The organism is Micrococcus sp. ACRRV, assembly GCF_022346985.1.
Taxonomy (GTDB): domain Bacteria; phylum Actinomycetota; class Actinomycetes; order Actinomycetales; family Micrococcaceae; genus Micrococcus; species Micrococcus porci.
Genome location: NZ_JAKRNH010000024.1, coordinates 1 through 25901, shown reverse-complemented (window position 1 = coordinate 25901; position 25901 = coordinate 1). Strand labels below are relative to the sequence as shown.

Sequence of the window (25901 nt, the reverse complement as noted above, 5' to 3'; positions counted from 1 at the left end):
GTCTTCGGGGGCTGGGGGCTGGGGGGCACCCTGTTCCGGGCCTCCGGACCCGGTGTCTGGAGCGTGTGGGACGGCGAGGCGCTGACGGAGGCCATGGGGGCCATGGCGGCCGCCTCCACGGGACTGGGGCGCTCATCCTCTGAGAGCGCGGCGCAGGCGACGCGGTCCCCCCGGTGGCGGCGGTTCCTGCGCTGGACCGGGCACGCGGTCCGCTGGGTCCTGGTGGCGCTGCTGGTCCTCGCGGCCGGGGCCGCCGCGGTCCTGGGGGCGATGGGTCCGAGCCCGACCACCCTCGTCGTCTGGGGCAGCGCGGCGGGCCTCGTGGTCGCGGCCGTCCTGGTGGGGTGCGGAGTCATCGGCCTGGAGCCGGGCCCTGACCGCTCCCCGCACACGCGCTGGTGAGCCCGACGTCCTCGTTTTGCGGGCGGGCCGTGACGGCCGCGCAGTCCGAGCGCCCGCAGCCGACGGAGGGCCCCGGCCGCCGATCCTGAGATCGGCGGCCGGGGCCCTCCCCGTGTGGTGGAGGCAAGGGGACTCGAACCCCTAACCCCCTGCTTGCAAAGCAGGTGCGCTACCAATTGCGCCATGCCCCCGTGTTCGGTTGTGCTCCCGAGGATCAGCCCTGCGGCGTCTCCTCGTCCTCCCCGCGGCCGTCCTCGGCGGGCGCTTTCCGCGGCTCCAGGCTGTCCGTGGCCGAGGCCCAGACCGCCTTGTCCTCGCGCTGCTGCCGCCAAGAGCGAACCCCGTATGCGGCGGCGGCGCCGGCCACCAGGGTGGCGATGCGTGCCAGTCGCATGGGATCCCCTTCCCGTCAGACGACTCGAGCCCCAGTCAGACCGGGGCTCGTGCGTGGAGTGGGCGTACCAAGACTTGAACTTGGGACCTCTTCGTTATCAGCGAAGCGCTCTAACCGCCTGAGCTATACGCCCTCACCGTTGCGTGCGGAACGATGTCCCGTTCACAACAGGAGATGACTCTACACCCCTGGGGGCGCGGAGTGCAAGCCGGCTCAGTCGTCCGCGAGCGTGACGCCCACGCCGCCCACCAGGGAGGCGCACACGTTGTAGAGCAGCGCGCCGACCACGCCCAGCGCGGTCAGCAGGATCACGTTCAGCACCGCCACCACGGTGGCCAGGGACACCACGGTGCTCAGGGGCGCCAGGTTCTCCACCGTGTACGTGCCGGACTCGGTACCCAGCACGGTCCCCAGCACGTCGTTGATCTTCCCGAACACGCCGGTCAGCTCCGCGAGCGTGTAGAAGCCGACGGTGGCCACCACCAGGATGATGCCCAGCGCCACGGAGAGCAGGAACGCCAGCTTCAGCACCGACCACGGGTCCACCTTGGTCAGCTGCAGGCGGGCGCGGCGCACCTTGGCCTTCGGGACGGCGCGGACCAAGTCCTCCTGGGAGTCCCGCGAGCTGGAACGGCGGGCCGGACGGGACGCCGAGGCGCCCTTCGCCCCGGCCGGGCGCGACGAAGCGGACGTGCTCACTGCTCTCCTCCGTCTGCATCCTCACCGGCGGCCTCGGCCTCCGCTGCGGCTGCGGGATCGGTCTGGTCGTTGACTGCGTCCAAGGGTACCCCCGCGCCGTCCGCGGCTCCGGCGGCCTCCGGGGCCGCACCCTCGGCCGCGGCCCGCTCGTCCGCGGTGGCCTCGATCTCGTCCTCGTTGTTGAGGGTCACGGCGACGATCCGGTCCCGCTTGTCCGGCTTCGCGAAGACCACGCCCATGGTGTCACGGCCCTTGGCGGGCACGCCGGCGACGGCGGAGCGCACCACCTTGCCGGAGGCCATCACCACGAGGACCTCCTGGTCCTCGCCCACCACGAGCCCGCCGGCGAGCTCGCCGCGGTCGTCCACGAGGCGGGCGACCTTGATGCCGAGGCCGCCGCGGCCCTGCGTGCGGTACTCGTCCACGTGCGTGCGCTTGGCGAAGCCGCCGTCCGTCACGGTGAAGACATAGCTGTCCTCGTCCCCGGCGCGGATGACGTCCATGGCGAGCAGGGCGTCGTCGCCGCGGAACTTCATGCCGGTCACGCCGGAGGTGGCGCGGCCCATGGGGCGCAGCGCCTCGTCCGTGGCGGTGAAGCGCACGGACTGGCCTTGGCGGGAGATCAGCAGCAGGTCGTCCTGCGCGGAGACGACGCGCGCGGAGACGAGCTCGTCGCCCTCGCGCAGCTTGATCGCGATCAGGCCGGCCTGGCGGTTCGTGTCGTAGTCCTCCAGCGGGGTCTTCTTCACGAGGCCGTTGCGGGTGGCGAGCACCAGGTAGGGGGCGTCGCCGTCGTAGCCGGCCAGCGGCTGGATCTGCGCGATCCGCTCATCCGGTTGGAATGCCAGCAGGTTCGCCACGTGCTGGCCCTTCGCGTCGCGGCCGGCCTCCTGCAGCTCGTACGTCTTGATCCGGTAGACACGGCCCAGGTTCGTGAAGAACAGCAGCCAGTGGTGCGTGGAGACGGTCAGGAAGTGCTCGACGACGTCGTCGCCGCGCAGCGCCGCCCCGCGCACGCCCTTGCCGCCGCGCGCCTGCGAGCGGTACTGGTCGATGCGGGTGCGCTTGACGTAGCCGCCGCGGGTGATGGTGACGACCATCTCCTCCTCGGGGATGAGGTCCTCGATGGACATGTCCCCGTCGAAGCCGGCCACGATCTCGGTGCGGCGCTCGTCCCCGTGCTTGGCCACGAGCTCGCCCAGCTCGTCCGAGACCACCTCGCGCTGGCGCTGCGGGGACTCGAGGATCGCGGTGTACTCGGCGATCCGGGCCATGAGCTCGTCGTACTCGTCCTGGATCTTCTGGGACTCCAAGGCGGCCAGCTGGCGCAGCTGCATCTGCAGGATCGCCTGGGCCTGCTCGTCGTCGATGTCCAGGAGGGTCTTCAGGGCCTCGCGCGCGACCTCGGCGGAGGCCGAGCGGCGGATGGTCGCGATGACCTCGTCCAGCATGTCGAGGGCCTTGAGCAGGCCCTGCAGGATGTGGGCGCGCGCCTCCGCCTTCTTCTTGCGGAACGCGGTGCGCCGGACGATGACCTCGATCTGGTGCTTCACCCAGTGATGCACGAACCCGTCCAGGGACAGCGTGCGCGGCACCCCGTCCACCAGCGCCAGCATGTTCGCCGAGAAGTTCGACTGCAGCTCGGTGTGCTTGTAGAGGTTGTTCAGCACCACCTTGGCCACGGCGTCGCGCTTGAGCACGATCACCAGGCGCTGACCGGTGCGGCCCGACGTCTCGTCGCGCATGTCCGCGATGCCGGCGATCTTGCCGTCCCGGACCATCTCCGCGATCTTCGCGGCCAGGTTGTCCGGGTTGGTCATGTACGGCAGCTCGGTGACCACCAGGCACGTGCGGCCCTGGATCTCCTCCACGTTCACCACGGCACGCATGGTGATCGGGCCGCGGCCGGTCCGGTACACCTCCTCGATGCCCTTGCGGCCCAGGATCTGCGCGCCCGTGGGGAAGTCCGGGCCCTTGATGCGCTGCATCAGCGCGGCCAGCAGCTCCTCGCGGGTGGCCTCCGGGTGCTCCAGGTACCACTGGACGCCCGCGGCCACCTCGCGCATGTTGTGCGGCGGGATGTTCGTGGCCATGCCGACGGCGATGCCCGAGGAGCCGTTGACCAGCAGGTTCGGGAACCGGGCGGGCAGCACGGTGGGCTCCAGCTGCTTGCCGTCGTAGTTCTCCTGCATGTCGACGGTGTCCTCGTCGATGTCCCGGACCATCTCCATGGCCAGCGGGGCCATCTTGGTCTCGGTGTAGCGCTGGGCGGCGGCGCCGTCGTTGCCCGGGGAGCCGAAGTTGCCCTGGCCCAGGGCCAGCGGATAGCGCTGCACCCAGTCCTGGATCAGGCGGACGAGGGCGTCGTAGATCGCCGTGTCCCCGTGCGGGTGGTAGTTGCCCATCACCTCGCCCACCACGCGGGCGGACTTGTTGAAGGAGCGGTCCGGTCGGTAGCCGCCGTCGTACATCGCGTAGAGCACGCGCCGGTGCACCGGCTTGAGGCCGTCGCGCACGTCCGGGAGCGCGCGGCCCACGATCACGGCCATCGCGTAGTCCAGGTAGGACCGCTTCATCTCCGACTCGAGGTCGACCGGCTCCACCTTGTCCGCGGCGCCCTCGGGCAGCACGTAGTGCTCGACGGCGACGTCCTGGCCGATCTGCGGGGTCTGCTCGGCGTCATGGCCGTCTTGGGGGGTGCCGGGCGCGGTGCCCGGGGTGGTCTCGTCGCTCAACGCGATTCCTCTCCTGCTCCTGAAGTCTCTGGGTCAGCCGGTCCGGATCAGATGTCCAGGAAGCGGATGTCCTTGGCGTTCTGCTGGATGAAGTTGCGGCGCGACTCGACGTCCTCGCCCATGAGCATGGAGAAGACCTGGTCCGCGGCGGCGGCGTCCTCCATGGTGACCTGCAGCAGGGTGCGGTGCTCCGGGTCCATGGTGGTGTCCCACAGCTCCTGGTAGTTCATCTCGCCCAGGCCCTTGTAGCGCTGCACGCCGTTGTCCTTGGGGTAGCGCCAGCCGCGGGCCAGGCCGGCCTCGATCGCGGCGTCGCGCTCCTCGTCCGAGAACACGTAGTCGTGCGGGGCGTTGGACCACTTGATGCGGTACAGCGGGGGCTGCGCGAGGAACACGTGCCCGGCCTCGATGAGGGGACGCATGTACCGGAACAGCACGGTCAGCAGCAGCGTGGTGATGTGCTGGCCGTCCACGTCCGCATCCGCCATGAGCACGATCTTGTGGTACCGCAGCTTGGAGATGTCGAACTCCTCGCCGATGTTCGTGCCGAACGCGGTGATCATGGACTGGATCTCCGCGTTGCCGAGGGCTTTGTCCAGGCGGGCCCGCTCGACGTTCAGGATCTTGCCGCGCAGCGGGAGGATCGCCTGGGTGTCCGGGTTGCGCCCCTGCTTGGCGGAGCCGCCGGCCGAGTCGCCCTCCACGATGTACACCTCGCAGCGGGCCGGGTCCTTGGAGGAGCAGTCCGCGAGCTTGCCGGGCATGCCGAAGGACTCCAGCGGGGACTTCCGACGGGCGTTGTCCCGGGCCTTGCGGGCGGCCATGCGCGCGTGGGAGGCCTGGACTGCCTTGCGGATGATGTCCTTGGCCGGGCCGGGGTTGCGCTCCAGCCAGTCCCCCAGGTGGTCCGTGACCACCTTGGACACGAAGCCGCGGGCCTCGGAGTTGCCCAGCTTGGTCTTGGTCTGGCCCTCGAACTGCGGCTCGGAGAGCTTCACCGAGACGACGGCGGTGAGGCCCTCGCGGATGTCCTCGCCGGAGAGGTTGTCGTCCTTCGCCTTGAGGATCTCCTTCTCCCGCGCGTAGCGGTTCACCAGCGCGGTCAGCGCGGAGCGGAAGCCCTCCTCGTGGGTGCCGCCCTCGTGCGTGTTGATGGTGTTCGCGTAGGTGTGCACCGACTCGGAGTAGGCGGTGGTCCACTGCATGGCCACCTCGAGGGCCATGCCGCGCTCGGCGTCCTCGGCGTCGAACGCGATGACGTCCTCGTGCACCAGCTCCGCGCGCTTGGAGGAGTTCAGGTGCTTGACGTAGTCCAGCAGGCCGTCCTCGTAGAGGTAGGTGACGCTGCGGCGCTGGGGCGTCTGCTCGTCGTCGAGCCCGTTCTCCGCGGCCGCGTCCTCGCCGGCGGTGCCCTCGCCGACGATCTCGTCCTCCTGGACCTCGTTGTCCTCCTGGACGCGCTCGTCCGTGAGGGTGATGCGCAGGCCCTTGTTCAGGAACGCCATCTGCTGGAAGCGGGCGCGCAGGGTCTCATAGTCGAACTCCACGGACTCGAAGATCTCGGGGTCCGGCCAGAAGGTCTGGACGGTGCCGGTCTCCTCCGTGGCCTCGCCCTTCACGAGCTCGCCCTGCGGGATGCCGCCGTTCGCGAAGGACATGCGCCAGGCGTGGCCCTGGCGCCGGATCTCCGTCTCCACACGCGTCGAGAGCGCGTTCACCACGGAGATGCCCACGCCGTGGAGGCCGCCGGAGACGGCGTAGCCGCCGCCGCCGAACTTGCCGCCCGCGTGGAGGATGGTCATGACGACCTCGACGGTGGGCTTGCCCTCGGTCGGGTGGATGTCCACCGGGATGCCGCGGCCGTTGTCCTGCACGCGCACGCCGCCGTCGGCCTGGAGGGTGACGTCGATGCCGTCCGCGAACCCGGCCAGGGCCTCGTCCACGGAGTTGTCCACGACCTCGTACACCAGGTGGTGCAGGCCGCGCGGACCCGTGGAGCCGATGTACATGCCCGGGCGCTTGCGCACGGCCTCCAGGCCCTCGAGCACGGTGATCGCGGACGCGCCGTACTCCTGCACCTGGTGGGCGGGGTTGGTGTCCGGTGCGGGGGCGGACGGCTGCTCGGGCTGCTCGGGTGCGGCGTCGACCACGGGGGTTCACTTCCTCGGAACGGGACGGGGCCGTCCCCGGGGACCTCGCGCGCACGCACGCGGGAGGACCGGCGCGGGGGCGGAGGCGGGAACGGACGGGAGCCCCGGACGGGCCGGGGCTCACCTTGTTCACCGCCCACTCTAGCGGAATCGGCGTGTGGGCGCGGGATTCCTGCGGTCCGCGGACGTGGATCATGCCCTGGGAGGTCGCACAGGCCTCTCAGGACGACCGCGGACGGGTGCGCCCCGGTCCCATGCCCTCCCCGGGGTCTTCAACGCGCCAGAGGGCGTCCACGCGGTCAGCGGCACGCGTCCACGAGCACCCGCCCGCCCGGGCCGGCGTCCCCGAGGTCATGGGCGCGGGCGGTCTCCCCCAGCGGCAGCACCTCGGCCACCGGGATCACCAGGTGCGCGGCCGCTACGGTCACCTCCCGCACGGCGGCCGCCTTGGACGGGGCGGGGACGTCGTCGCTGCCCACGAAGCGGATCACGTGGTTCTCGAAGAGCATGGGCCAGAACGGCAGGCTCGGGTGCTCCTTCCGGGAGGCGAACGCCGCGATCACGCCGCCGGTGCGCGGTGATCCCGGGGATCCCCAGGCAGGCGGCGGTCTCGTCCGAGACGTCCACCGGCAGGTCCACGGCCAGCTCCTGGGGCACGACGACGGCCTCCGCCGCCGTACCGAACGGGCGTCCGGACTGGGCCCCCCACAGCCACACGCGGCGGCCCGTCCGTGCCGGGTCCACCCCCTCCCCGACCGCGTCCACCGTTCCGACGCCGTCGCTCTGGGGCACGACCAGCGGGCCGGCCATCGCGGAGCCCTGCCAGCCGGCGCGCTTCTTGGTGTCCCCGGGGTTCACCCCGGACAGACGGACGCGGACCCGGACCTCACCCGGACCGGGCTGCGGGTCGGGCAGCTCGCCCATCCGGATGACCTCGGACGCCGGGCCCTGCCGCTCGTATGCGCCCAGCATGGACCCGGGCGGGGAGCGCGTCCAGGGTTCGGCGGGTGGGCGGCTCAGCCGTAGGTGTCCCGCGGACCGCGCCCGCCGCGCACCGTGCGCGGGCCGTGCCGCCAGCTCGGTGCGGCCGGGCCCGCCACGTCGATCCGGGTCACGACGCCGGGCCCCAGCGCCTCGTCGAAGCGGCTCAGCAGCATGGGGCTCATCAGGCGCAGCTGCGTGGCCCACGCCGTCGAGCTGGTGCGCACCCGCACCACCGAGTCCTCGAAGCTCTCCGGGCGGCAGTGCAGCGCGATCTCCGGGCCCACCAGGTCCGCCCAGCGGGTGAGCACCGAGCCCACGGCCACCGGGGTGGACCAGCCGCGGTCCCGGATCAGCCGGCCGAAGACGCTGGAGACGACGGCCGGGTCACGGTCGGCCGGGGCGCCGGGGCGCCGGTGTCCCGACCGGGCCACGGCCCCGCCGGCCGCCGCGGCCGCCTCCGAGCCCGCCATGGACTGTGCGAGGCCGGCCGCGGTGCCCCGCCGGTTCAGCGGCGCCTCGCCGCGCTGCCGGGCGGCGTCGCGCACCCGGCGCAGCTGCACCAGGGCCAGGTCCGGACGGTCCGGCGGCAGCTCCGCCAGCGCGTCCGGCTCCGGCGAGCGCTCACGCACGGGCGTCGCCGTCCTCGGGCTCCTCGGCCTCCGACGCCGCCGCACCCGGCGCAGCGCCCGGGCGGGGCGCCCGGATGTCCCCCTCCACCGGCTCGGCCGCGGCCACGGCCTCGGAGCCCTCGGCGTCCTGGCGGATGAGGACCCGGTGCCCCGCGAGTGACGCGGGGATGTCCGCGAGCGCCGCCGCCGTCACGATCACCTGCTCGGCCCGGCCCACCAGCCCCGCGAGCCGCTCGCGCCGCGCGGCGTCCAGCTCGGCGAAGACGTCGTCGAGGATCAGCACGGGCCGCCCCTCCGGGTCCGAGTCGTCGGCGACGAGCACGTCGTAGGCGGCCAGGCGCAGCGCCAGCGCCAGGGACCAGGTCTCCCCGTGGGAGGCGTAGCCGCGCGCCGGCGCGGGGCCCAGGAACAGGGCGAGCTCGTCCCGGTGGGGGCCGACGAGGGTCAGGGCGCGGGCACGCTCCTCCTCGCGCTGCTCCACGAGCGCGGCGTGCATGCTCGCGGCGAGCTCGGCCACGGGTGGGGCCTGCACGTGGGTGCCGCGCGCGGCGGGCACGGTGGACTCGTAGGAGTACGTGGCGGTCTTGGAGCCGTTGGTCAGGGCCGCGTAATCCTCCTGGAGCGGATGGGCCAGGAGGCGCAGCACGTGCAGGCGGCCATGCAGCAGGCGGGCGCCGGCGGCGCACAGGTGCTCGTCCCACACGGCCAGCGTGGCGTCCTCCTCGGCGCCCCAGCGGCGGGCCTTCCGGGCTGACTTCAGCAGGGCGTTGCGCTGGCGCAGCACCCGCTCGTAGTCCGCGGCGGCCTGGCCCAGGGCGGGGCGCAACTGCACCATGAGCTGGTCCAGGAAGCGACGCCGGCCGCCCGGGTCCTGCGTGACCAGGCCGAGGTCCTCGGGGGCGAACACCACGGTCCGCAGGATCCCGAGGCCCTCCTTGGCGCGCACGGGGGCGCCGCGGTTGATGGCGACGCGGTTGGAGCGGCCGGGCAGGATCTCCAGCTCCAGCGCCACGGAACGGGCTCCGCGGTGCACGCGCCCGGCGATCCGCGCCCGGTCCTGGCCGAAGCGAACCAGCTGGGCGTCCTGGCTGACGCGGTGGGACTGGTGGGAGCCGAGGTAGCCGATGGCCTCCACCAGGTTGGTCTTGCCCACCCCGTTGGCGCCCAGCAGCACCGTGGAGCCCGGGCTCAGCTCGAGGTCTGCCCAGCGGTAGGAGCGGAAGTCCTGGACGGTGAGGTGGGACAGGTGCACGTCTGCGCTCAGCCCCCGCCCGTCAGGTCAGGCGGACGGGCATCACGAGGTAGCGGTGGTCCGAGACCGTGCCGTCCTCCTCGTGGACGCCGGTGAGCAGCGCCGGCTTGGGTGCGGCGGTGAAGGAGAAGCGCACCTGCGGCTGGTCGACCACGGCCAGGCCCTCGGAGAGGTAGGCGGGGTTGAACGCCACGGTGATCTCCTCGCCCTCGAGGGTGCAGGGCACGGACTCGTTGGCGGTGGCGTCGTCGCCGGTGCCGGCGTCGAGCGTGACCTGCCCGTCCGTGAACACCATGCGCAGCGCGGTGTTGCGCTCGGCCACGAGCGCGACGCGGCGGGAGGCGGCGATCAGCTCCTCGGTGTCCACTGCGGCCTGGATGGGGCTGGTCTCCGGGAACAGGGAGCGGATCTTGGGGTACTCGCCGTCCACGAGCACGGACGTGGTGCGGCGACCGCCCGAGGAGAAGCCCACGAGGTCGTGGGAGGAGCCGAACATGATCTCCAGCCGCCCGCCGCCGCCGAGGGACTTGGCGACCTCGGTGAGGGTGCGGGCCTTGATCAGCAGGGAGGTGGAGATCGCGGGGTCGGCCGGGTTCCAGCGGATCTCGGTCATGGCGAGCCGGTACCGGTCCGTGGCCAGGAAGGTCATGGTGTCGCCCTCGATCTCCACCTTCACGGCGGTGAGGATCGGCAGCGTGTCGTCCTTGGAGGCGGCCACGGTCACCTGGTTCACGGCGTGCGCGAAGGCGGCGCCGTCCACGGTGCCGGCGGGTTCGGGCAGCTCCGGGAGCGCCGGGTAGTCCGCCACGGGCATGGTGGCCAGCTGGAACCGGGAGGAGCGGCAGGTGACGAGGACCTTGCCGCCGTCGAGCTCCAGGGTGACGGGGGCGTTCGGCAGTGCCCGGACGATGTCGTTCAGCAGCCGGCCGGAGACGAGGACCTGGCCCTCGGCCTCGACGTCCGCCTCGATCTGGAGGCGGGCGGAGGTCTCGTAGTCGAAGCTCGCGATGGAGACGAGGCCGGCCTCGGCGGTGACGAGCAGGCCGGAGAGCACGGGCACCGGGGGCCGCGGGGACAGGGAGCGGGCCGCCCAGGAGACGGCGTCGCTGAGGATGTCGCGTGCCACGGTGAACTTCACGGTCTCTGCACTGCCTCTCTGGGGGTGTCGCGGTGGGGTGGGGCCCTGGCCGCTGCCGGGTCGGCGCCCCGGACGGAGTCCGCCTCGAATCACAAGGATCTCCGAGAGGCAAGGAGGCGCGCGCACGTCAGCATATGCGGTCCGTGAGTCCGGTGTCAGGTCGAGGCGGGCGTCCTGTGGACGCCCGATTCCTGTGATTCGACCGGGTGTGCGGGCGTCGGGGTTGATGTTGCTTGGCGGGATGTCTTCGGAGGGATCAGAAGTGGTGGTAGCAGGTGTGGATTGTGTGGAGAACCGCCTTGAGCCCCGCCATTCCGCCGATGTCGCTGGGGGAGCCGTGTGGATTCCCGCCCGTTCGGCATGTGTATGGTCGGTGGACGACGCCGACGCCGTCACCGCGGTCTTCCACAGGCGTCGTCGGGCCGGTCCCCCGCGCTCGGCGCCTCATCCCCCGGTTGTCCACATTCTTGTCCACATCAGGGACTCCGATATGCCAGGATCCGCGGAATCATGCCGCTCAATCCTGTGGACAACGGTGGAAATCGGTGGACAATCGAATCACACCGGTGTCATTCCTCCCCATGTGGACACCTCCCGTCCCCAGGCCTGTGGATTATCGGGGAGGGCGTCGTTCGGCGGATTCGAGTCATCCACAGGCCTGGAGATGTCCACAGTGGCCTGGGTTATCCACCGAGTTGTCCACATCGGTGGACAATGTGGACTGACCTTCGAGTGCGGGTCGAAGAATCGTGGCCGCTCAGGCCCCGCGCTGCTTGCGCTTGATCTCGTTGGTGAGCTCCGTCACCTGGTTGAAGATGGTGCGACGCTCGGCCATCAGCTCGCGGATCTTCCGGTCCGCGTGCATCACGGTGGTGTGGTCGCGTCCGCCCAACTCCTGGCCGATCTTGGGCAGGGACATCTCCGTGAGCTCGCGCAGCAGGTACATGGCGATCTGCCGCGCCGTCACCAGGGTCCGGGTGCGGGACTTGCTGGTGAGCTCGTCGATCGTCAGGTTGAAGTACTCCGCCGTGGTGTGGACGATCAGCTCCGGCGTGATCTCCTGCGTGGCGTCGTCCGTGATGAGGTCCTTGAGGACCTGCTCGGCCAGCTCGATGTCCACCGGCTGGCGGTTCAGGGAGGCGAACGCGGTGACGCGGATGAGCGCGCCCTCGAGCTCGCGGATGTTGGTGGAGATCCGCGAGGCGATGTACTCCAGCGCCTCCGGCGGCGCCACGAGCCCCTCCGCCTCCGCCTTCTTGCGGAGGATCGCGATGCGCGTCTCCAGGTCCGGCGGCTGGATGTCCGTGATCAGGCCCCACTCGAAGCGGGAGCGCAGCCGGTCCTCGAAGCCGGAGAGCTGCTTGGGCGGCAGGTCGGAGGTGATCACGACCTGCTTGTTGTTGTTGTAGAGGGTGTTGAAGGTGTGGAAGAACTCCTCGACCGTCGCCTCCTTGTCCGCGAGGAACTGGATGTCGTCGATCAGCAGGATGTCCACGTTGCGGTAGACGGCCTTGAACGAGGCGCCCTCGTCGTGGCGGATGGAGTTGATGAAGTCGTTGGTGAACTCCTCCGAGTTCACGTACCGCACCCGCAGGCCCGGGTAGAGGCGTCGGGCGTAGTGGCCGATCGCGTGCAGCAGGTGCGTCTTGCCCAGGCCGGACTCGCCGTAGATGAACAGCGGGTTGTAGGCCTTGGCCGGGGCCTCGGCCACCGCGTTCGCGGCGGCGTGCGCGAAGCGGTTGGAGGAGCCGATCACGAACGTGTCGAAGTGGTAGCGGTCGTTGAGCCGGCTGGTCTCCGAGGACGTCGACGGCGGCGCCGGGGTGGGCGCGCCCGCGGCGGGGGCCGCCGCGCGGGACGGGGCAGGCTCCTCGCGGGGCGCCGGCATCCCGGGCAGCTCCTCCGCAACGCCGCGGTGCATGCCGGCCGCGGGGGCCGGGGCGGGAGACGTCTCGGCACGGGCGGCGGCCAGGTCCGGGAGCTCCTCGGCGCGGCGGTCGTCGGCGGACGGGGTGCGCGGGGGCTGCAGGCTGGAGTCGATCGAGATGGCGAGGAGGATCTCCTCCCGGAAGACGGCGGTCAGCGCGTCTGTGAGGGCGTCCGCGACCTGGGCACCCTGGAGGGTCTCGCGCGTCGTCTCGTTGGGCACCGCCAGCAGGAGCGTGTTGCCGATCAGCCCCTGGGGCTGGGCCAGGTAGACGAAGCCCATGAGACGCGCGCTCACGCGGGGGTCGTCGTCGAGGGCCGTGACCACCTCGCGCCACCGGTCCAGCAGCTCCTGGTCCGCCGCCATGGGCACGTCCTTTCCCGGGGCAGCCGGCCGCCGGGCGGTCCGCTGCGAACTCGAACAATCGTGCTGGCGAGTCTAGCCGTTGTCCACAGGGTTGTGCACAAGGGGTGGACAACCCCTATCCTGCTGTGGACGACGCGCTCGGGGGTCCTCCGCGCGCGGTGCTCGCGCGCACCCGTTTGACCCCCGTGCGCGCCGACGACTACAGTTGCCTGGTCCCCCGGGCGTCGGCACCGCCGTGCCCGCCGGGGATTTCATGTCAGAGCCTCATCGGTCCTTCCCCCTGGTTGCACGTCCTCAGGTCGACGATCGCAAGGCACACCCAACACGTCGTGGAGAGATCACAGTGACCAAGCGCACTTTCCAGCCCAACAACCGCCGCCGCGCCCGCAAGCACGGCTTCCGCGCCCGCATGCGCACCCGCGCCGGCCGCGCCATCCTGTCCACCCGCCGCGGCAAGGGCCGCGCGGAGCTGTCCGCCTGATCCGCGCCGCGCAGGGCTGACGGGTCACCGTGCTGCCCCGTGACCGCCGGGTCCGCACCCCCGAGGAGTTCCGCTGCATCCGGCGGACCGGCTCGCGCGCGGGGCGGAGCACCGTCGTGGTCAGCGTGGCCGCGGACACCGACCCCGCCCGGCCCGGGGCGACGAGCCAGCCTCGTCGCCCGCGGGCCGGGTTCGTCGTATCCAAGGCCGTGGGCAACTCCGTGGTCCGCCACCGGGTCACCCGTCGACTGCGCGCCCTGCTGCGCGCCGAGCTGGACTCCCCCGCCCTGCGCGACCGCGCCCTGCTGATCCAGGTCAAGGCCCTCCCGGCCGCCGTCGACGCCGACCACGCGACCCTGCGGCGGGACGTCCACGGCGCCCTGGGCGCCGCCGTCCGGAAGCTCGACCAGGCCGACCGGAGTCGCTGAGATGCCCGCCTCCTCCCCGTACACGGTGCTCGAGCCCTCGCACGAGTGGGGCCCGCTGCGCGCGCTGCCCTCCACGCTGCTCGCCTGGCTCCTCACGGCCTACCGCGCCGTGGTCTCCCCGCTGTACGGGCCGGTGTGTCGGTTCTTCCCCAGCTGCTCGGCCTACGGGCTGGAAGCCGTCCACGTGCACGGCGCCGTCCGCGGCTCCTGGCTCACCGCGCGGCGCCTGCTGCGCTGCCACCCGTGGAACGACGGCGGCGTGGATCCCGTCCCGCCGGGGCGTCGCCGCTGGCCGCCGGGCCGCGAGCCGCGGATCTTCGCTCTGAACCACCCGCCCATCCCGCCTGACCCCTCGCAGGAGGACTGAACCATGTTCGACGCCATCCTCGCCCCGTTCCGCTGGATCATGTCCTGGCTGCTCGGCGCGTTCCACACCGTGCTGGACACGATCGGCCTGCCCGCGGACTCCGGCTGGACCTGGGCCCTGGCCATCCTGCTGCTGGTCATCCTGATCCGCACGCTGCTGATCCCGCTGTTCGTCAAGCAGATCAACGCCCAGCGCGCCATGCAGACCATGCAGCCGGAGCTGCAGAAGCTGCAGGCCAAGTACAAGGGCAAGAAGGACCAGCTCTCCCGCCAGGCCATGGCCCTGGAGCAGCAGGCCCTGATGCGGGAGCACAAGGCGAACCCGTTCGCCGCCTGCCTGCCCCTGCTCATCCAGATGCCGTTCTTCTTCGCCCTCTACCAGGTGCTCGTCGGCGCCCGCGGGGCGGCCGAGCGCGGCGAGAGCATGGACGCGCTGTCCGCGGAGACCATCCGCTCCTTCGAGTCCTCCCAGATCTTCGGCGCCCGCATGTCGGACACGCTGATGGGGTCGATCGGCCAGCCGGGCGGCGCCGCCGTCGTCGTGGTGGCGATCGTGCTCATCCTGCTGATGACCGGCTCCATGTTCTTCATGCAGAAGATGCTGATGACGAAGAACATGACCCAGACGGCCCTCGAGGGCCCGATGATGCAGACGCAGCAGATCATGCTGTACGCGATGCCCCTGATCTTCGGCATCGGCGGCATCAACTTCCCCATCGGCGTGCTCCTCTACTGGACGTACTCCAACTTCTGGGCCGTCGGCCAGCAGTGGTGGATCATCCGCCACAACCCGACCCCGGGGTCCCTCGCCGAGCAGGAGCTCAACGAGCGCCGCGCCGCCAAGGGCCTGCCGCCCGTCGGCAAGAAGGTCGCCTCCTCCGAGGCGAAGCCCGGCTCCGCGCACACCGAGGCCGCGCAGGGCGCCGTGGTGAACGGCGAGGTCCTGCGCGAGGGCGGCCAGCGCGTCCAGCCGCAGCGCAAGAACCGGAGGAAGAAGTGACCGCCGAGCACGAGGGCCCCCTGGCCGACGCCGCGGAGGACTCCCCCGCGGTCGAGGCCCCCGTGGAGGCCACGGCGCCCGACGCCGCCGTCGACGAGCAGGCCGAGGCGGTGCGCCGCCTCGAGGAGGAGGGCGACGTCGCCGCGGACTACGTCGAGGAGCTGCTGGACATCGCCGACCTGGACGGCGACATCGACATCGAGGTGCGCGACGGCCGCACCTACGTCTCCGTGGTGCCCGGGGAGGACGACGAGGACGACCGCCTGGCCGACCTCGTGGGCCCGGATGGGAAGGCGCTGGAGGCCCTGCAGGAGCTCGTGCGCCTGGCCGTGCTGACCGCCACGGGACACCGCTCGCGCCTCATCCTGGACATCGCCGGGCACCGTCGTCGTCGGGACGCCGAGCTGCGCACCCTGGCCGGCGAGGCCGTGGAGCGCGTCCGCTCCGGCGCCGGCGAGGTCCACCTGGACCCCATGGGCGCCTACGAGCGCAAGATCGTGCACGACGTGGTGGCGGAGGCCGGCCTGGCCTCCGAGTCCGAGGGCGAGGGCCCGCGCCGGCACGTGGTGATCAGCGGATGAGCGCCCCCCAGCTGACCGCGGAGCTGCGCCCGGCGGCCGAGGACCTGTTCGGGGAGGCCCTGCCCCTGGCCGAGCGCTACGTGGATCACCTGGCCACCACGGGCATCGAGTGGGGCCTGCTGGGCCCGCGTGAGGTGCCCCGTCTGTGGGGCCGGCACGTGCTCAACTGCGCCGTGGTGGCGCGTCTCCTGCCCGAGGGATCCCTGGTGGCGGACGTGGGCTCCGGCGCGGGCCTGCCCGGCCTCTGCCTGGCGCTGGCCCGGCCGGACTGCCGGTTCACGCTGATCGAGCCGCTGGAGCGGCGCGTGGCATGGCTGGAGATGGTCATCGCAGACCTCGGCCTCACCAACGTGGAGGTCGTGCGCGGTCGCTCGGAGCAGGTCGCCGACGAGATCCAGGTGGACATCGTGACCGCCCGCGCCGTGTCAGCATTGAAGACCCTGTTGCCCCTGACGATGCCGCTGCTGCGCTCCTCCGGCCACCTGCTGGCCATCAAGGGCCGCTCCGCCGCGGAGGAGATCACCGCCGCCCAGAAGCCCCTGCGCAAGTATGGTGGTGGCGACCCGGAGATCGTGACGGTGGGCGAGGGCCTGCTTCCCGAGCCGACCACCGTGGTGCGCGTGCCCGCACGCCGCGCCCGCTGAGCCCGCCCCTCCCACGGGGCGGGCGGCCCGGCGGTCTCCCCTCGACGGAGCAGCCCGGCGCGTCCCGGGCGGGAGGAGCACCCATGGCCAAGGAGCAGGACAGCCGCGGCGGGACCTGGAAGGCCCTCAAGCAGAGGTGGTCCGGCCGCGCGTCGGATAAGGCATCCCCCGAGGAGGCCGCGCGCCTGAAGGCGCGGCGCCTGACTGTGCCGGACCGCACCCGCGTGTTCACCACGTCCAATCAGAAGGGCGGCGTGGGCAAGACGACGACGACCGTGAACCTCGCCGCCGCGCTCGCCCGTGCCGGCATGCGGGTCCTGGTGATCGACATCGACCCGCAGGGCAACGCCTCCACCGCCCTCAACGTGCCCCACGCCGGCGACGTCGCGTCCGTGTACGACGTGCTCCTGGACGAGATGGAGATCCACGAGGCCGTGCAGGACGCCCCGGACGTGGACGGCCTGCAGGTGGTGCCCGCGACGATCGACCTGGCCGGCGCCGAGATCGAGCTGGTGTCCATGGTGGCCCGCGAACAGCGCCTCGCTCGCGCCCTGGACCGCTACATGGCGTGGCGTGCCGACCAGGGGCAGGAGCGTCTCGACTACGTGTTCATCGACTGCCCGCCGTCCCTGGGCCTGCTGACCGTCAACGCGTTCGTGGCGGCCGAGGAGGTGCTCATCCCGATCCAGGCGGAGTACTACGCCCTCGAGGGTCTCTCCCAGCTGCTCAAGAACGTGCAGATGATCCAGAAGCACCTCAACCCGAAGCTGCAGGTGAGCACCATCCTGCTGACCATGTTCGACGCCCGGATGAACCTGGCCGTCCAGGTGGCGGAGGAGGTCAAGGCGCACTTCCCGGAGCAGCTCCTGGAGACGGCCATCCCCCGCAACGTCCGCATCTCGGAGGCACCGAGCTACCAGCAGACCGTGGTCACCTACGACCCGGCCTCCGCCGGCGCCGTGGCCTACCGCGAGGCGGCCGCTGAGATCGCCCGGAGGGGTGCCCCGCAGGCGCGTTGACCCGACGCAGGCAGACGGCCCCCTTTCCGGCGCGGGAGGGGGCCATCTGTTGTACCCCGCGGAGACGGGCAGTCTCCCCGTCCCTCATCGATCGACAACGGAAGTGCTTTGATTTTGCCTCTCTCTTGGGTGGTCGCGGGGAATGGAGGGTTTCACGTGAAACGTTCACCAGCCCTGCGCGCGGGGCTGAATGAGACGCGCTGAGAGGCGAATCCCGATGCATCTGTCGGCTTCGTGAAGGGCGGGCGAGAGACTGTGCACGCGCACAGAGCCGCCCCTCGGAGTCGCCCAGGGGACAACGGGAGAAACCGTGGCACCGGTACTCGGTGCGACGAAGGAAGCGAGCACGTTTGCCGTCTTATACCAGTATCAGCCTCGCTCCCCTCGTGTACCAAGGCTGTGGGGGCACGGGGAATCCCGACCCGCCTGTGGAGAACCCTATGCCTCACGGGCAGATGAAGGCGAGACGGTCGTGTTGATATGTGGATGGATCCTGTGGATAGAGTGACCTTCGAAGTCAGTTGACCGTCGGAGACCAGCAGCGTATGCCCGGATTCCGCCCCCGGGACATGCTGTGGCCTCTGCTGTGAGTCACATGTTCGCTGAGCCCTCACAGGAGAAGCCAGGAACCTGTGATGCGAGTGGGTCGGCGGGGATTCGGCTGCTTCGCCGGCCGCTCGTTCGACGAAGGCCTCGAGTGAGTGATCTCGTGACCTCCCAACGCCCACACCTGCTCTTGGGGTCTCGAAACCCTCTCCCGCTGCACGACACGTGGTTGTCGTCGGTGGAGGCGACGGCGTGGAGGCAGCTCGTTGCCGGCATCGGAATGTTCACCGACGACGACGGGCTCCCAGAGGTGTTTCACGTGAAACCAGCCAGCGTTCAGCGAGTGGCCAGACACTCGATCGCAGCGGTTTTCAATGCGACCGTCGCTTGACGTGAACAACCACCACTCTCACCGAGGACGCACGTGGTCGATCCATCTGCGGTCACGTGAGGTGCTCGACTTGGGTGGTTCGGTCCGATAGATCATCCAGTGCCACCCCCCGGCGGCTCATATCGACGCTGTCGCCTCACGTTCAGTCAATGCCGGCGTGGCAGGCGCCGGTCCGCGCCCCCTCGGCGTCATGCCATGTTTCACGTGAAACGCAACGACTGAACCACCCCCATACTGAATATCGGGCGGAGCAGAGAGGGTAGAGCGTGTCACCCGGCCGTCCCGAGTCGTCGGCCGCGACACCGGATGGAACGGTCCCTATCCAGGGCCCTTGCGTGGGAAGCTGGATCGACGGATGGAGCCCCACCCGACCCACGACCTGGGTGATCCACCTGTACACCGCCCCGTTTCACGTGAAACAGGACCCTCCTGACGCGCTGGCCACCATGGGGTGTATACGCCGACAGGACGCCACAGCGACAACAATGCTCTCCGGCGACACGTTTCAGCAGAGGCGTTCTGTGACGTGACGGACCATGACGCAGTCCGCCCCCACGCATGTCATTGAGAAGCAGGTTCCCATGAGCCTGCCAGCGGTGAGCGTCACTCATTGCCCATCGCGGATGCGCTCCTAGAGAGCAACCACCACCGGCCGTCGAGGCATCGCCGGCGAGCCCGCCTCGACGCGGCGTTTCACGTGAAACGACCCCGGGCCACCGGGTACCGCCTAGAATGAGGGCACACCCGACCGCAGGAGGATCCATGAGCACCCGCAGGGGAGGCCTGGGCCGAGGGCTCGGAGCCCTCATTCAGAACACCGCCGAGATCGACGAGCCGCCCACGAACGAGGACTCCAGCCCCTCGGCGGCGTCCTCGAACAAGGCCACAGCCGCCCCCGTGAAGCGGTCCACGCGCACGGCCAAGACCGCTGAGTCATCTCAGAACGGCCTGCCGGCATCGGACGGTGCCACCCAGCAAGACCACAGCTCCGACCGGACGGAGAAGACCGCTTCTTCCGCGACCGCGTCACAGAAGACAAGTCGGTCCACTGGATCAAAGGGTGCCCAGACCTCCGAACCCACCGCGACGCGGTCAACGCATGAGGAGGCCCCCCGCCCGGCGGACATCTTCTTCGGCGGTGGCGAGGGCACGTCGGACGAGCCCACCGAGAGCGGTCGGCACCGCCCCACACGGTCCGCGCGCCCGTCGATGCCCACCGTCAAGGCTCCCTCCAAGCGCGCCCCGAAGTCCGAGACGGAGCAGGCAGCCCCCATCCGGAAGGACGAGCCCGAGGGCACGGTCTCTGCGGACATCGCCGTGCTGCGCGAGCTCCCCGTCGGAGACATCCACCCGAACCCGCGTCAGCCGCGCGAGGTCTTCGACGAGGACCACATGGCCGAACTCGTCGCGTCCATCACCGAAGTCGGCGTCCTGCAGCCGATCGTCGTGCGCGAGGTGGAGGGCGCCGCCACGCCCTACGAGCTGATCATGGGCGAGCGCCGCTGGCGCGCCACCCAGCGTGCCGGCCTCGCGACCATCCCCGCGATCGTCCGGCAGACCCCGGACCAGGACCTGCTGCGGGACGCGCTCCTCGAGAACCTCCACCGTTCTCAGTTGAATCCGCTGGAAGAGGCCGCCGCGTACCAGCAGCTCATGGAGGACTTCTCCTGCACCCAGGAGGAGCTCTCCCAACGGATCGGCCGGTCCCGCCCGCAGATCTCCAACACCCTCCGCCTCCTGAAGCTTCCCCCGCTGGTGCAGCGTCGGGTGGCGGCCGGCGCCCTGACGGCCGGCCACGCCCGCGCCCTCCTGGGCCTGACCGACCCCGCGGAGATGGAGCGGCTGGCCCAGCGGATCGTGTCCGAGGGCCTGTCCGTCCGCGCGACGGAGGATGCCGTGGCCCAGCTGCAGGGGGCCGTGCGCCCCGCCCCGAAGTCCACACGATCTCGCGAGGAGAGCACCCGGCACGAGCGGCTGGACTACTTCGCCACCGCCCTCACCTCCCGGCTCGACACCCAGGTCAAGATCACGCTCGGCGCCCGCAAGGGCAAGATCGCGATCGACTTCGCCTCCGTGGAGGACCTGAACCGCATCATGGACCTCATCCAGGGCGGCGGGGACTCAACCCCCACGAAGGGCTGACGCGCCGGCGCAGACGCGACGAAGCCCCGTCACCGCATCGGTGACGGGGCCCCGTCGTCTGTGGGGGAGTGGCCTCAGCCGAGCAGCGCGGCGAACTCCTTCTCCAGCTGGGCCTTGGGCTTGGCGCCCACCGACTCGGCGACCTTCTCGCCGCCCTGGAAGCCCAGGACCAGCGGGATGGAGGTCACGCCGTACGTGGCGGCGGAGGCCGGGTTCTCGTCCACGTTCAGCTTGGCGACGACGACCTCGCCCTCGTGCTCGGCGGCCAGCTCGTCGAGCACCGGGCCCAGCATGCGGCACGGGCCGCACCACTCGGCCCAGAAGTCCACGAGGACGGGCAGCTCGGAGTCCAGGACCTTGGCCTGGAAGTCGGCGTCGGTGACGTTGATGGTGCTCATGGTGTTGCTCCTTGTCAGACGGGGTTCGAAGCGGTCATGTCAGTGTCGTTCGGCATGTTGCCGCTGACACATGTCAGGGGTGTCGGGAAGGACGCTCAGGCGACGGAGTCGGAGTCCGGCGCCGCGGGGGCAGCCTCGGCCACGTCCGCGACCGTGGCCAGGTAGTGCTCCACGTCCTGGGCGGCCACGCAGCCGGAGCCGGCGGCGGTGATGGCCTGGCGGTACGTGTGGTCCGTGACGTCGCCCGCGGCGAACACGCCCGGCACCGAGGTGCGCGACGACGGGTGGTCGATGCGGATGGTGCCGTGCTCGGTGAGCTCCAGCTGGCCCTTCACCAGGTCGGTGCGCGGATCGTGGCCGATCGCCACGAACAGGCCGGTGACCTCGAGGGAGGACTCCTCGCCTGTCACGGTGTCCCGCAGGGTCAGGGTGCTGAGCTTGTCGTCGCCCTGGACCTCGGCCACCTCGGTGTTCCAGTGGAACTCGATCTTCGGCTCCTCGAGGGCACGCTGCGCCATGATCTTCGAGGCGCGCAACTCGCCCCGGCGGACGAGCACGTGGACCTTGGAGGCGAACTTCGTGAGGAACAGGGCCTCCTCCATGGCGGAGTCCCCGCCGCCGGCGACGGCGATCTCCTGCTCGCGGAAGAAGAAGCCGTCGCACGTGGCGCACCAGCTCACGCCGTGGCCGGACAGGCGCTTCTCGCCCTCCACGCCCAGCTCGCGGTAGGCGGAGCCGGTGGTCATGATCACCGCGTGGGCGCGGATCTGCGAGCCGTCGCCCAGGGTGAGCACCTTGGGGTCCGAGGTGAGGTCGGCCTGGACGACGTCGTCGTAGACGACCTCGGTGTCGAACCGGCGCGCCTGGGCCTCCAGGTTCGCCATCAGCTCCGGGCCCTGGATGCCCTCCGGGAAGCCGGGGAAGTTCTCCACCTCGGTGGTGTTCATCAGCTCGCCGCCGGCGGTCACGGACCCGGCCAGCAGCACGGGGGACAGGTTGGCCCGGGCCGTGTAGATGGCCGCAGTGTACCCGGCGGGGCCGGAGCCGATGATGGCGACGTTGCGGACCTGCTGGTCCTGCTCTGCGGTGGTCACGGGGACTCCTCGGATCGGGGGTGGTGTGCGCTCGTCGGGGACAACGGACGGCGCGGGGCGGCTATTCCGGCCGGCCCGCGCCGTCGTCGGGGGGAGGGGGTCAGCGGACCCCGATCTCCGTCAGCTGCAGGCCGTAAGGCCGCTGGCCGGCGCCCTCCAGCTGGGGGAGGCCCGTGATGGACAGGATCACGTACTGGCCCTGGTTCTCGGCGATGTCCACGGGGATCGTGATGGAGTCCTCGTCGAAGGTCCCCTGCCCGATCACCCGGGCGTCGCCTTCGCCGCCCTGGGCCGTGTTCGCGACGTACGCGATCCACTTGCCGCCGGTGGCGCCCCGGTTCTCCAGCTGGACCTCGCTGATCGTGGTGCGCTCCTGGAGCTGCACCACGAGGTTCATGCTGCCCACGTAGCCGCCGAAGTTCGGGCGGGCGTACGTGTAGCTCTGCCAGGCGGTGTTCGGGTCGCCGTCGATCAGGTTGGCCAGCGTCGCGTCGTTGGGGGCCTCGAGCTCGGGCATCTCCGGCACCTGGCGGGTGACGGCCACCGCCTGGGGCGCCGCGGTGGGGGCCGGGGCCGCCGCCGAGGTCGAGGGGGCCGGTTCCGTGCTCGGCGCGGCGGAGGACGACGCGGTGGGCGCAGCGGAGGACGACGCGGCCGGCGGGGCGGAGGAGGCCTGGGCGGTGGAGGGCGCCGCGGACGACGCCGAGGCGGACGGCGCGGGCTCGACGCTGCGGGTGTTCTGCCCCAGCAGGAACAGGCCCGCCAGTCCGGCGAGCGCCAGCAGCGCGAGGAGGCCGAGGACCATCAGCCAGCCCTTCCCGCTCGTGCTGCGGGCCGGGGCGGCGGTGGCGCCCGCGGCCGGGGCGCCGGCGCCCGCCCCACCCGCGGCGGGGGCGGCGTGGGCCTCTTCGCGGTGCTCCGTGACGGCCGGCTCGGCCTCCGCCACGGCGATCGCGGCGGACGAGGTGGCGGTCGCCGTGGGCACGGCCTCGGGGGCGACGCTCTCCGCCGGGGCGGCCTCGGCGGCGGAAGCGCCCTCCTCGGCGGAGACGGCCGCGGCCACCGCGGCGGCGGACGCCACCGCGGGCAGGGCGCGGCGCGGTGCCGGTCGGGGACGACGCACGGGCGCCGGGACGGCCTCAGGCGTGGAGGCCGGCTCCGTCACGGGGACGGCCTGCGTGGGGGCGTCCGCGGGATCGGCGTCCGCCGCCGGGGCCGCGGCGGCGAGGGCGGCCGCAGCGGCGGCCTCCTCCTCGCGACGCCGAGCCTCGGCCTCGGCGTGGCGCTGGGCCTCCCGCTCGCGGCGGGCGGCGGCCTCGGCCTCAGCGGCCTCGCGGGCGGCACGGTCCTTCTCGGCTTGCGCCGCGGCGGCGCGCTCCAGACGCTCCCGCTCCGCCCTCTCCTGGGCCTCCTGGGCCTCCCGCTCGCGGCGCTCGGCCTCCTCGCGCGCGGCGCGCTCCTGCGCCTCCGCCTCGGCCCGCTCTCGCTCGGCCATCTCGCGGGCTTCGCGCTCGGCCCTCTCCTGGGCCTCGCGGGCCTCCCGCTCGGCGCGCTCCCGCTCGGCGCGCTCCTGCTCGGCGAGCTGCGCCTTGGTGGCGGCGTCGGCCGCGGCCAGGGCCGACGCACCGGCGGCCGCCTTCGCGGCCGTGCCGTCGGCCGGACGCACGCGCTCGTTGAGCTTCTCGGAGATGCGGTTCAGGAAGCCGGGGCGGCGCTGGGACTGCTTCTGGTCCGCGCGCAGCCGACGGTCCAGGTCCGCGTAGTAGGCGGCGTCGTCGTCGTACTCGTGGGCCTGCTCCGTGCGGGACTCCCCGAAGATCTCCGAGCCCAGGGAGTCCGTCTGGAAGGGCTCCACATAGAGCTCCTGGGCGTACGCCAGGCCCAGCAGGACGTCCGGGTCCGGGTTCCCGCCGGCGATCAGGTAGGTGCGGCCCTCGCTCAGGCCCAGGTCGAGGACCTGGACGTCGTCCTGCCGCTCGCCCGTGGCCAGCTCGCGCGCCGACGCCGCCACCTGCGTGGCGTTCTCCGGGGACGCCACGAGCACGGTCACCCGGCGGTTGAGCACCTGGTCCGCTCCCTGGAAGACCATGTTCTGGTCGGCGGAGGTCACCACATGGTCGGTGATGCGGTACCGGCCTCCCAGGACGGAACCGACGGCGAGGGGCTGGGGCACGGGCTCTTCTCCTGACGAACGGGCTACGGTCCCCGATGATACGCAGGCGGGAGGGCCCCCCGCTCGAGTCGGGCGGGCTGTGTTGTCGGGCCGGGTCCGGGGCCGGGCTCAGCGGGCGCCGAGCAGGCGCCCCAGGGCGGGCACCCGGCGGGCCAGCGGGGCCGCCGCGGACGAGAGCTCCGGGAAGCGCAGCACGCGCAGGGCGAGCACGTACACGGGGGCCATCACCAGGCCCACCACGGCGCACGTGACCAGCGCCGACAGGATGGACCCCCACGCCCAGCCGCCGGAGTACGCGCCCAGCAGCCAGGCGACGACGGCGCCCGCCGCCCCCGCCACGACACCCGCCGCGCCCGTCGTCGCGTAGGCCGCGAGGACGTGCGTGAACCCGTAGTCGCCGAACCGGCGGACCGCGAGCACGTGCGCGAAGAAGAACTGGAAGGCGTGCGAGACGACCGAGGCCAGCGCCGCCCAGTACGTGATGGCCCACAGGGGCAGCAGGTACGCGCCCGCCGCGGTCACAGCCAGCGTGAGCAGGGACGTCGTGACCTGCACGACCATGGGGATCCGTGCGCTCTCCGCCGCGTAGAACACGCGCAGCAGGTAGAAGCTGCCGGAGCGGAACGGCATGGACAGGCTCATCAGCAGGATCACCGCGCCCACCGCCATGCCGGTCACCTGCGCGGACTCGGCCGTCGAGCCGAACAGGCGGCCCAGCGGGCCCGCCAGCACGACGACGCCGGCCAGGCTGAACATGATCGGCGCGGCGAACGTGCGCAGGCCGCGCGCCGTGGTCTCCCGGACCGCCGCGTGGTCCCCGGCCGCCATGGAGCGGGCCAGCTTGTTGAAGAGCACCGTGGCCAGGGACAGGACGAACACCGAATGCGGGAGCACCGAGATGAGCATGGCCTGGTTGTAGGCCGTGAGGCCCGGGATGAGGGCGTCCGCCATGGCCGGGTCCCAGCCCTCCGTGCCCGGCACCCGCACGGACGGGTCCTCGCGGGCCGCGGAGGCGCCGTTGATGTACCGGTGGGAGAGCAGCAGCACGATGTTGCTGGCCGCCATGGTGAACAGCGTGTACCCGGCGATCCGCCCCGTGTGGCGCAGGCCCATGCCCCGCCAGCCGAACCTCGGACGCAGCCCCAGGCCCAGGCCGCGCAGCGGCAGGAACAGGATGAGCGCCTGCAGGATCACGCCGAGGGTGTGCCCGCCCGCGAGGACGAGGGTCTGCTCCGGCGTCCACCGGCCCAGCAGGTCCCCGCCGGAGTAGCGGCCGAACATCACCAGGTAGAGGCCGATCGCGGCGATCGCCACCACGTTGTTCAGGACGGGCGCCCACATGTACGCGCCGAACCGCCCGTTCGCGTTGAGGATCTGCCCCACCAGCGCGTACATGCCGTAGAAGAACATCTGCGGCAGGCACCAGAGTGCGAACACGGTGCCCAGCTGCAGCATCTCCGGGGACCAGCCGCGCGTCAGGGCCGCCATGAGGGGCGCCGCCGCCGCGGTGACCAGGACCGTGGCCGCCAGCATGACGAGCACGGCCAGCGTCATCAGCCGGGACGTGTAGTCCGCGCCCCGGTCGGCGTCCTTGGCGTGCTTGATCAGCTGCGGCACCAGGACCACGTTGAACACGCCGCCCACCAGGAGCAGGTAGATCACGTTCGGCAGGGAGTTGGCGACCTCGAAGATGTCCGCCACCGTGCCCACCGTGGTGCCGATCGCGATGGTCAGCAGCGCAGCCCGGACGAAGCCGAGCACGCGGGAGATCATCGTGCCGGCGGCCATGATCGCGGTGGACCGTCCGGCGCGGCGCTCGCCCTCCGGGATCTCCTCCTGCGCCTGGGCGGGGGCCTCGGGGTCCGAGGCCGGGAGGACGACGTCCTCGACCTCCTTCGGGCGCGGTGCGTCGTCGGCGGGGAGGGCGCGGTGGGGGGCGGTTCTGCTGCTCAAGGGTCACCC

22 protein-coding genes, 2 tRNA genes and 1 pseudogene are annotated in these 25901 nt (G+C 71.6%); 9 read left to right on the top strand and 16 right to left on the bottom strand.

The genetic code is table 11. The annotated features are described in order from the left end of the window. Positions 1 to 402: hypothetical protein (locus MHY29_RS04360; RefSeq protein ID WP_239238370.1), on the top strand; the 402-nt coding region annotated here is incomplete at its 5' end. A 115-nt stretch (positions 403 to 517) separates the two neighbouring features. On the opposite strand, the gene MHY29_RS04355 is transcribed toward MHY29_RS04360, so the two are convergent. From MHY29_RS04355 to dnaA, 12 genes and pseudogenes are all read right to left on the bottom strand, one after another. Continuing rightward, positions 518 to 593: transfer RNA gene (locus MHY29_RS04355), tRNA-Ala, on the bottom strand. Positions 594 to 616: 23 nt separating this feature from the next. Beyond that, positions 617 to 796 carry a hypothetical protein gene (locus MHY29_RS04350; RefSeq protein ID WP_224355956.1) on the bottom strand — a complete coding sequence of 60 codons (180 nt, stop codon included), beginning with the start codon at positions 794 to 796 and terminating at the stop codon, positions 617 to 619. 59 nt (positions 797 to 855) lie between these two features. After that, a tRNA-Ile gene (locus MHY29_RS04345) sits at positions 856 to 929 on the bottom strand. Between the two features lie 80 nt (positions 930 to 1009). Continuing rightward, entirely contained in the window at positions 1010 to 1495 is a 486-nt protein-coding gene (locus MHY29_RS04340) for a DUF3566 domain-containing protein (RefSeq protein ID WP_224355957.1), read from the bottom strand. Then, the gene (gyrA, locus tag MHY29_RS04335) at positions 1492 to 4230 is read right to left on the bottom strand and encodes a DNA gyrase subunit A (protein WP_239238369.1); all 2739 of its coding nucleotides are present in this window, start codon (positions 4228 to 4230) and stop codon (positions 1492 to 1494) included. The genes MHY29_RS04340 and gyrA overlap by 4 nt, the downstream gene beginning before the upstream one ends. Before the next feature lie 47 nt (positions 4231 to 4277). Then, positions 4278 to 6380, bottom strand: a complete 2103-nt coding sequence (gene gyrB, locus MHY29_RS04330; protein WP_370643446.1) for a DNA topoisomerase (ATP-hydrolyzing) subunit B — start codon at positions 6378 to 6380, stop codon at positions 4278 to 4280. Positions 6381 to 6679: 299 nt separating this feature from the next. Next, positions 6680 to 6943: a hypothetical protein gene (locus MHY29_RS04325; protein WP_224355959.1), complete on the bottom strand. Its 264-nt coding sequence runs from the start codon at positions 6941 to 6943 to the stop codon at positions 6680 to 6682. 157 nt (positions 6944 to 7100) lie between these two features. Continuing rightward, positions 7101 to 7304 (bottom strand): annotated as a pseudogene (locus MHY29_RS12475) (alcohol dehydrogenase catalytic domain-containing protein); the annotation flags it as partial. A 92-nt stretch (positions 7305 to 7396) separates the two neighbouring features. After that, positions 7397 to 7993 carry a DUF721 domain-containing protein gene (locus MHY29_RS04320; protein WP_224355960.1) on the bottom strand — a complete coding sequence of 199 codons (597 nt, stop codon included), beginning with the start codon at positions 7991 to 7993 and terminating at the stop codon, positions 7397 to 7399. Next, a complete protein-coding gene (gene recF / locus MHY29_RS04315; protein ID WP_224355962.1) occupies positions 7986 to 9245 on the bottom strand; it encodes a DNA replication/repair protein RecF in 1260 nt (419 codons plus the stop codon). Before recF ends, MHY29_RS04320 begins: the two co-directional genes overlap by 8 nt. Before the next feature lie 22 nt (positions 9246 to 9267). Next, positions 9268 to 10383: a DNA polymerase III subunit beta gene (gene dnaN, locus MHY29_RS04310; protein WP_239238368.1), complete on the bottom strand. Its 1116-nt coding sequence runs from the start codon at positions 10381 to 10383 to the stop codon at positions 9268 to 9270. A gap of 757 nt (positions 10384 to 11140) precedes the next feature. Next, positions 11141 to 12676, bottom strand: coding sequence for a chromosomal replication initiator protein DnaA (gene dnaA / locus MHY29_RS04305; protein WP_224355964.1), 1536 nt, complete (start codon positions 12674 to 12676; stop codon positions 11141 to 11143). A gap of 343 nt (positions 12677 to 13019) precedes the next feature. On the opposite strand from dnaA, the gene rpmH reads away from it, so the two are divergent. From rpmH to MHY29_RS04265, 8 genes are all read left to right on the top strand, one after another. After that, positions 13020 to 13157, top strand: a complete 138-nt coding sequence (gene rpmH / locus MHY29_RS04300) for a 50S ribosomal protein L34 (protein WP_224355965.1) — start codon at positions 13020 to 13022, stop codon at positions 13155 to 13157. A gap of 29 nt (positions 13158 to 13186) precedes the next feature. Then, positions 13187 to 13585 carry a ribonuclease P protein component gene (locus MHY29_RS04295; RefSeq protein WP_239238366.1) on the top strand — a complete coding sequence of 133 codons (399 nt, stop codon included), beginning with the start codon at positions 13187 to 13189 and terminating at the stop codon, positions 13583 to 13585. Between the two features lies 1 nt (position 13586). Further along, positions 13587 to 13952 (top strand): membrane protein insertion efficiency factor YidD, encoded by a 366-nt coding sequence (gene yidD / locus MHY29_RS04290; RefSeq protein ID WP_224355967.1) that lies wholly within the window; start codon positions 13587 to 13589, stop codon positions 13950 to 13952. 3 nt (positions 13953 to 13955) lie between these two features. Continuing rightward, positions 13956 to 14951, top strand: a complete 996-nt coding sequence (gene yidC, locus MHY29_RS04285; RefSeq protein WP_224355968.1) for a membrane protein insertase YidC — start codon at positions 13956 to 13958, stop codon at positions 14949 to 14951. Beyond that, complete coding sequence (locus MHY29_RS04280; protein WP_370643445.1) at positions 14948 to 15532, top strand: protein jag; 585 nt, start codon at positions 14948 to 14950, stop codon at positions 15530 to 15532. The genes yidC and MHY29_RS04280 overlap by 4 nt, the downstream gene beginning before the upstream one ends. Further along, entirely contained in the window at positions 15529 to 16176 is a 648-nt protein-coding gene (gene rsmG / locus MHY29_RS04275) for a 16S rRNA (guanine(527)-N(7))-methyltransferase RsmG (protein WP_224355969.1), read from the top strand. Before MHY29_RS04280 ends, rsmG begins: the two co-directional genes overlap by 4 nt. Positions 16177 to 16259: 83 nt before the next feature. Further along, complete coding sequence (locus tag MHY29_RS04270) at positions 16260 to 17195, top strand: ParA family protein (protein ID WP_239238364.1); 936 nt, start codon at positions 16260 to 16262, stop codon at positions 17193 to 17195. A 2146-nt stretch (positions 17196 to 19341) separates the two neighbouring features. Further along, the gene (locus tag MHY29_RS04265) at positions 19342 to 20274 is read left to right on the top strand and encodes a ParB/RepB/Spo0J family partition protein (RefSeq protein ID WP_370643444.1); all 933 of its coding nucleotides are present in this window, start codon (positions 19342 to 19344) and stop codon (positions 20272 to 20274) included. 74 nt (positions 20275 to 20348) lie between these two features. Here MHY29_RS04265 and trxA read toward each other — a convergent pair whose 3' ends face one another. The 4 genes from trxA to murJ form a co-directional block, all read right to left on the bottom strand. Next, positions 20349 to 20672, bottom strand: coding sequence for a thioredoxin (gene trxA, locus MHY29_RS04260; RefSeq protein ID WP_239238362.1), 324 nt, complete (start codon positions 20670 to 20672; stop codon positions 20349 to 20351). A gap of 95 nt (positions 20673 to 20767) precedes the next feature. Further along, complete coding sequence (gene trxB / locus MHY29_RS04255) at positions 20768 to 21766, bottom strand: thioredoxin-disulfide reductase (protein ID WP_224355972.1); 999 nt, start codon at positions 21764 to 21766, stop codon at positions 20768 to 20770. Positions 21767 to 21866: 100 nt separating this feature from the next. Next, entirely contained in the window at positions 21867 to 23939 is a 2073-nt protein-coding gene (locus tag MHY29_RS04250; protein ID WP_239238360.1) for a discoidin domain-containing protein, read from the bottom strand. Between the two features lie 108 nt (positions 23940 to 24047). Continuing rightward, the gene (gene murJ, locus MHY29_RS04245) at positions 24048 to 25892 is read right to left on the bottom strand and encodes a murein biosynthesis integral membrane protein MurJ (RefSeq protein ID WP_239238358.1); all 1845 of its coding nucleotides are present in this window, start codon (positions 25890 to 25892) and stop codon (positions 24048 to 24050) included. Between the last annotated feature and the right edge of the window lie 9 nt (positions 25893 to 25901).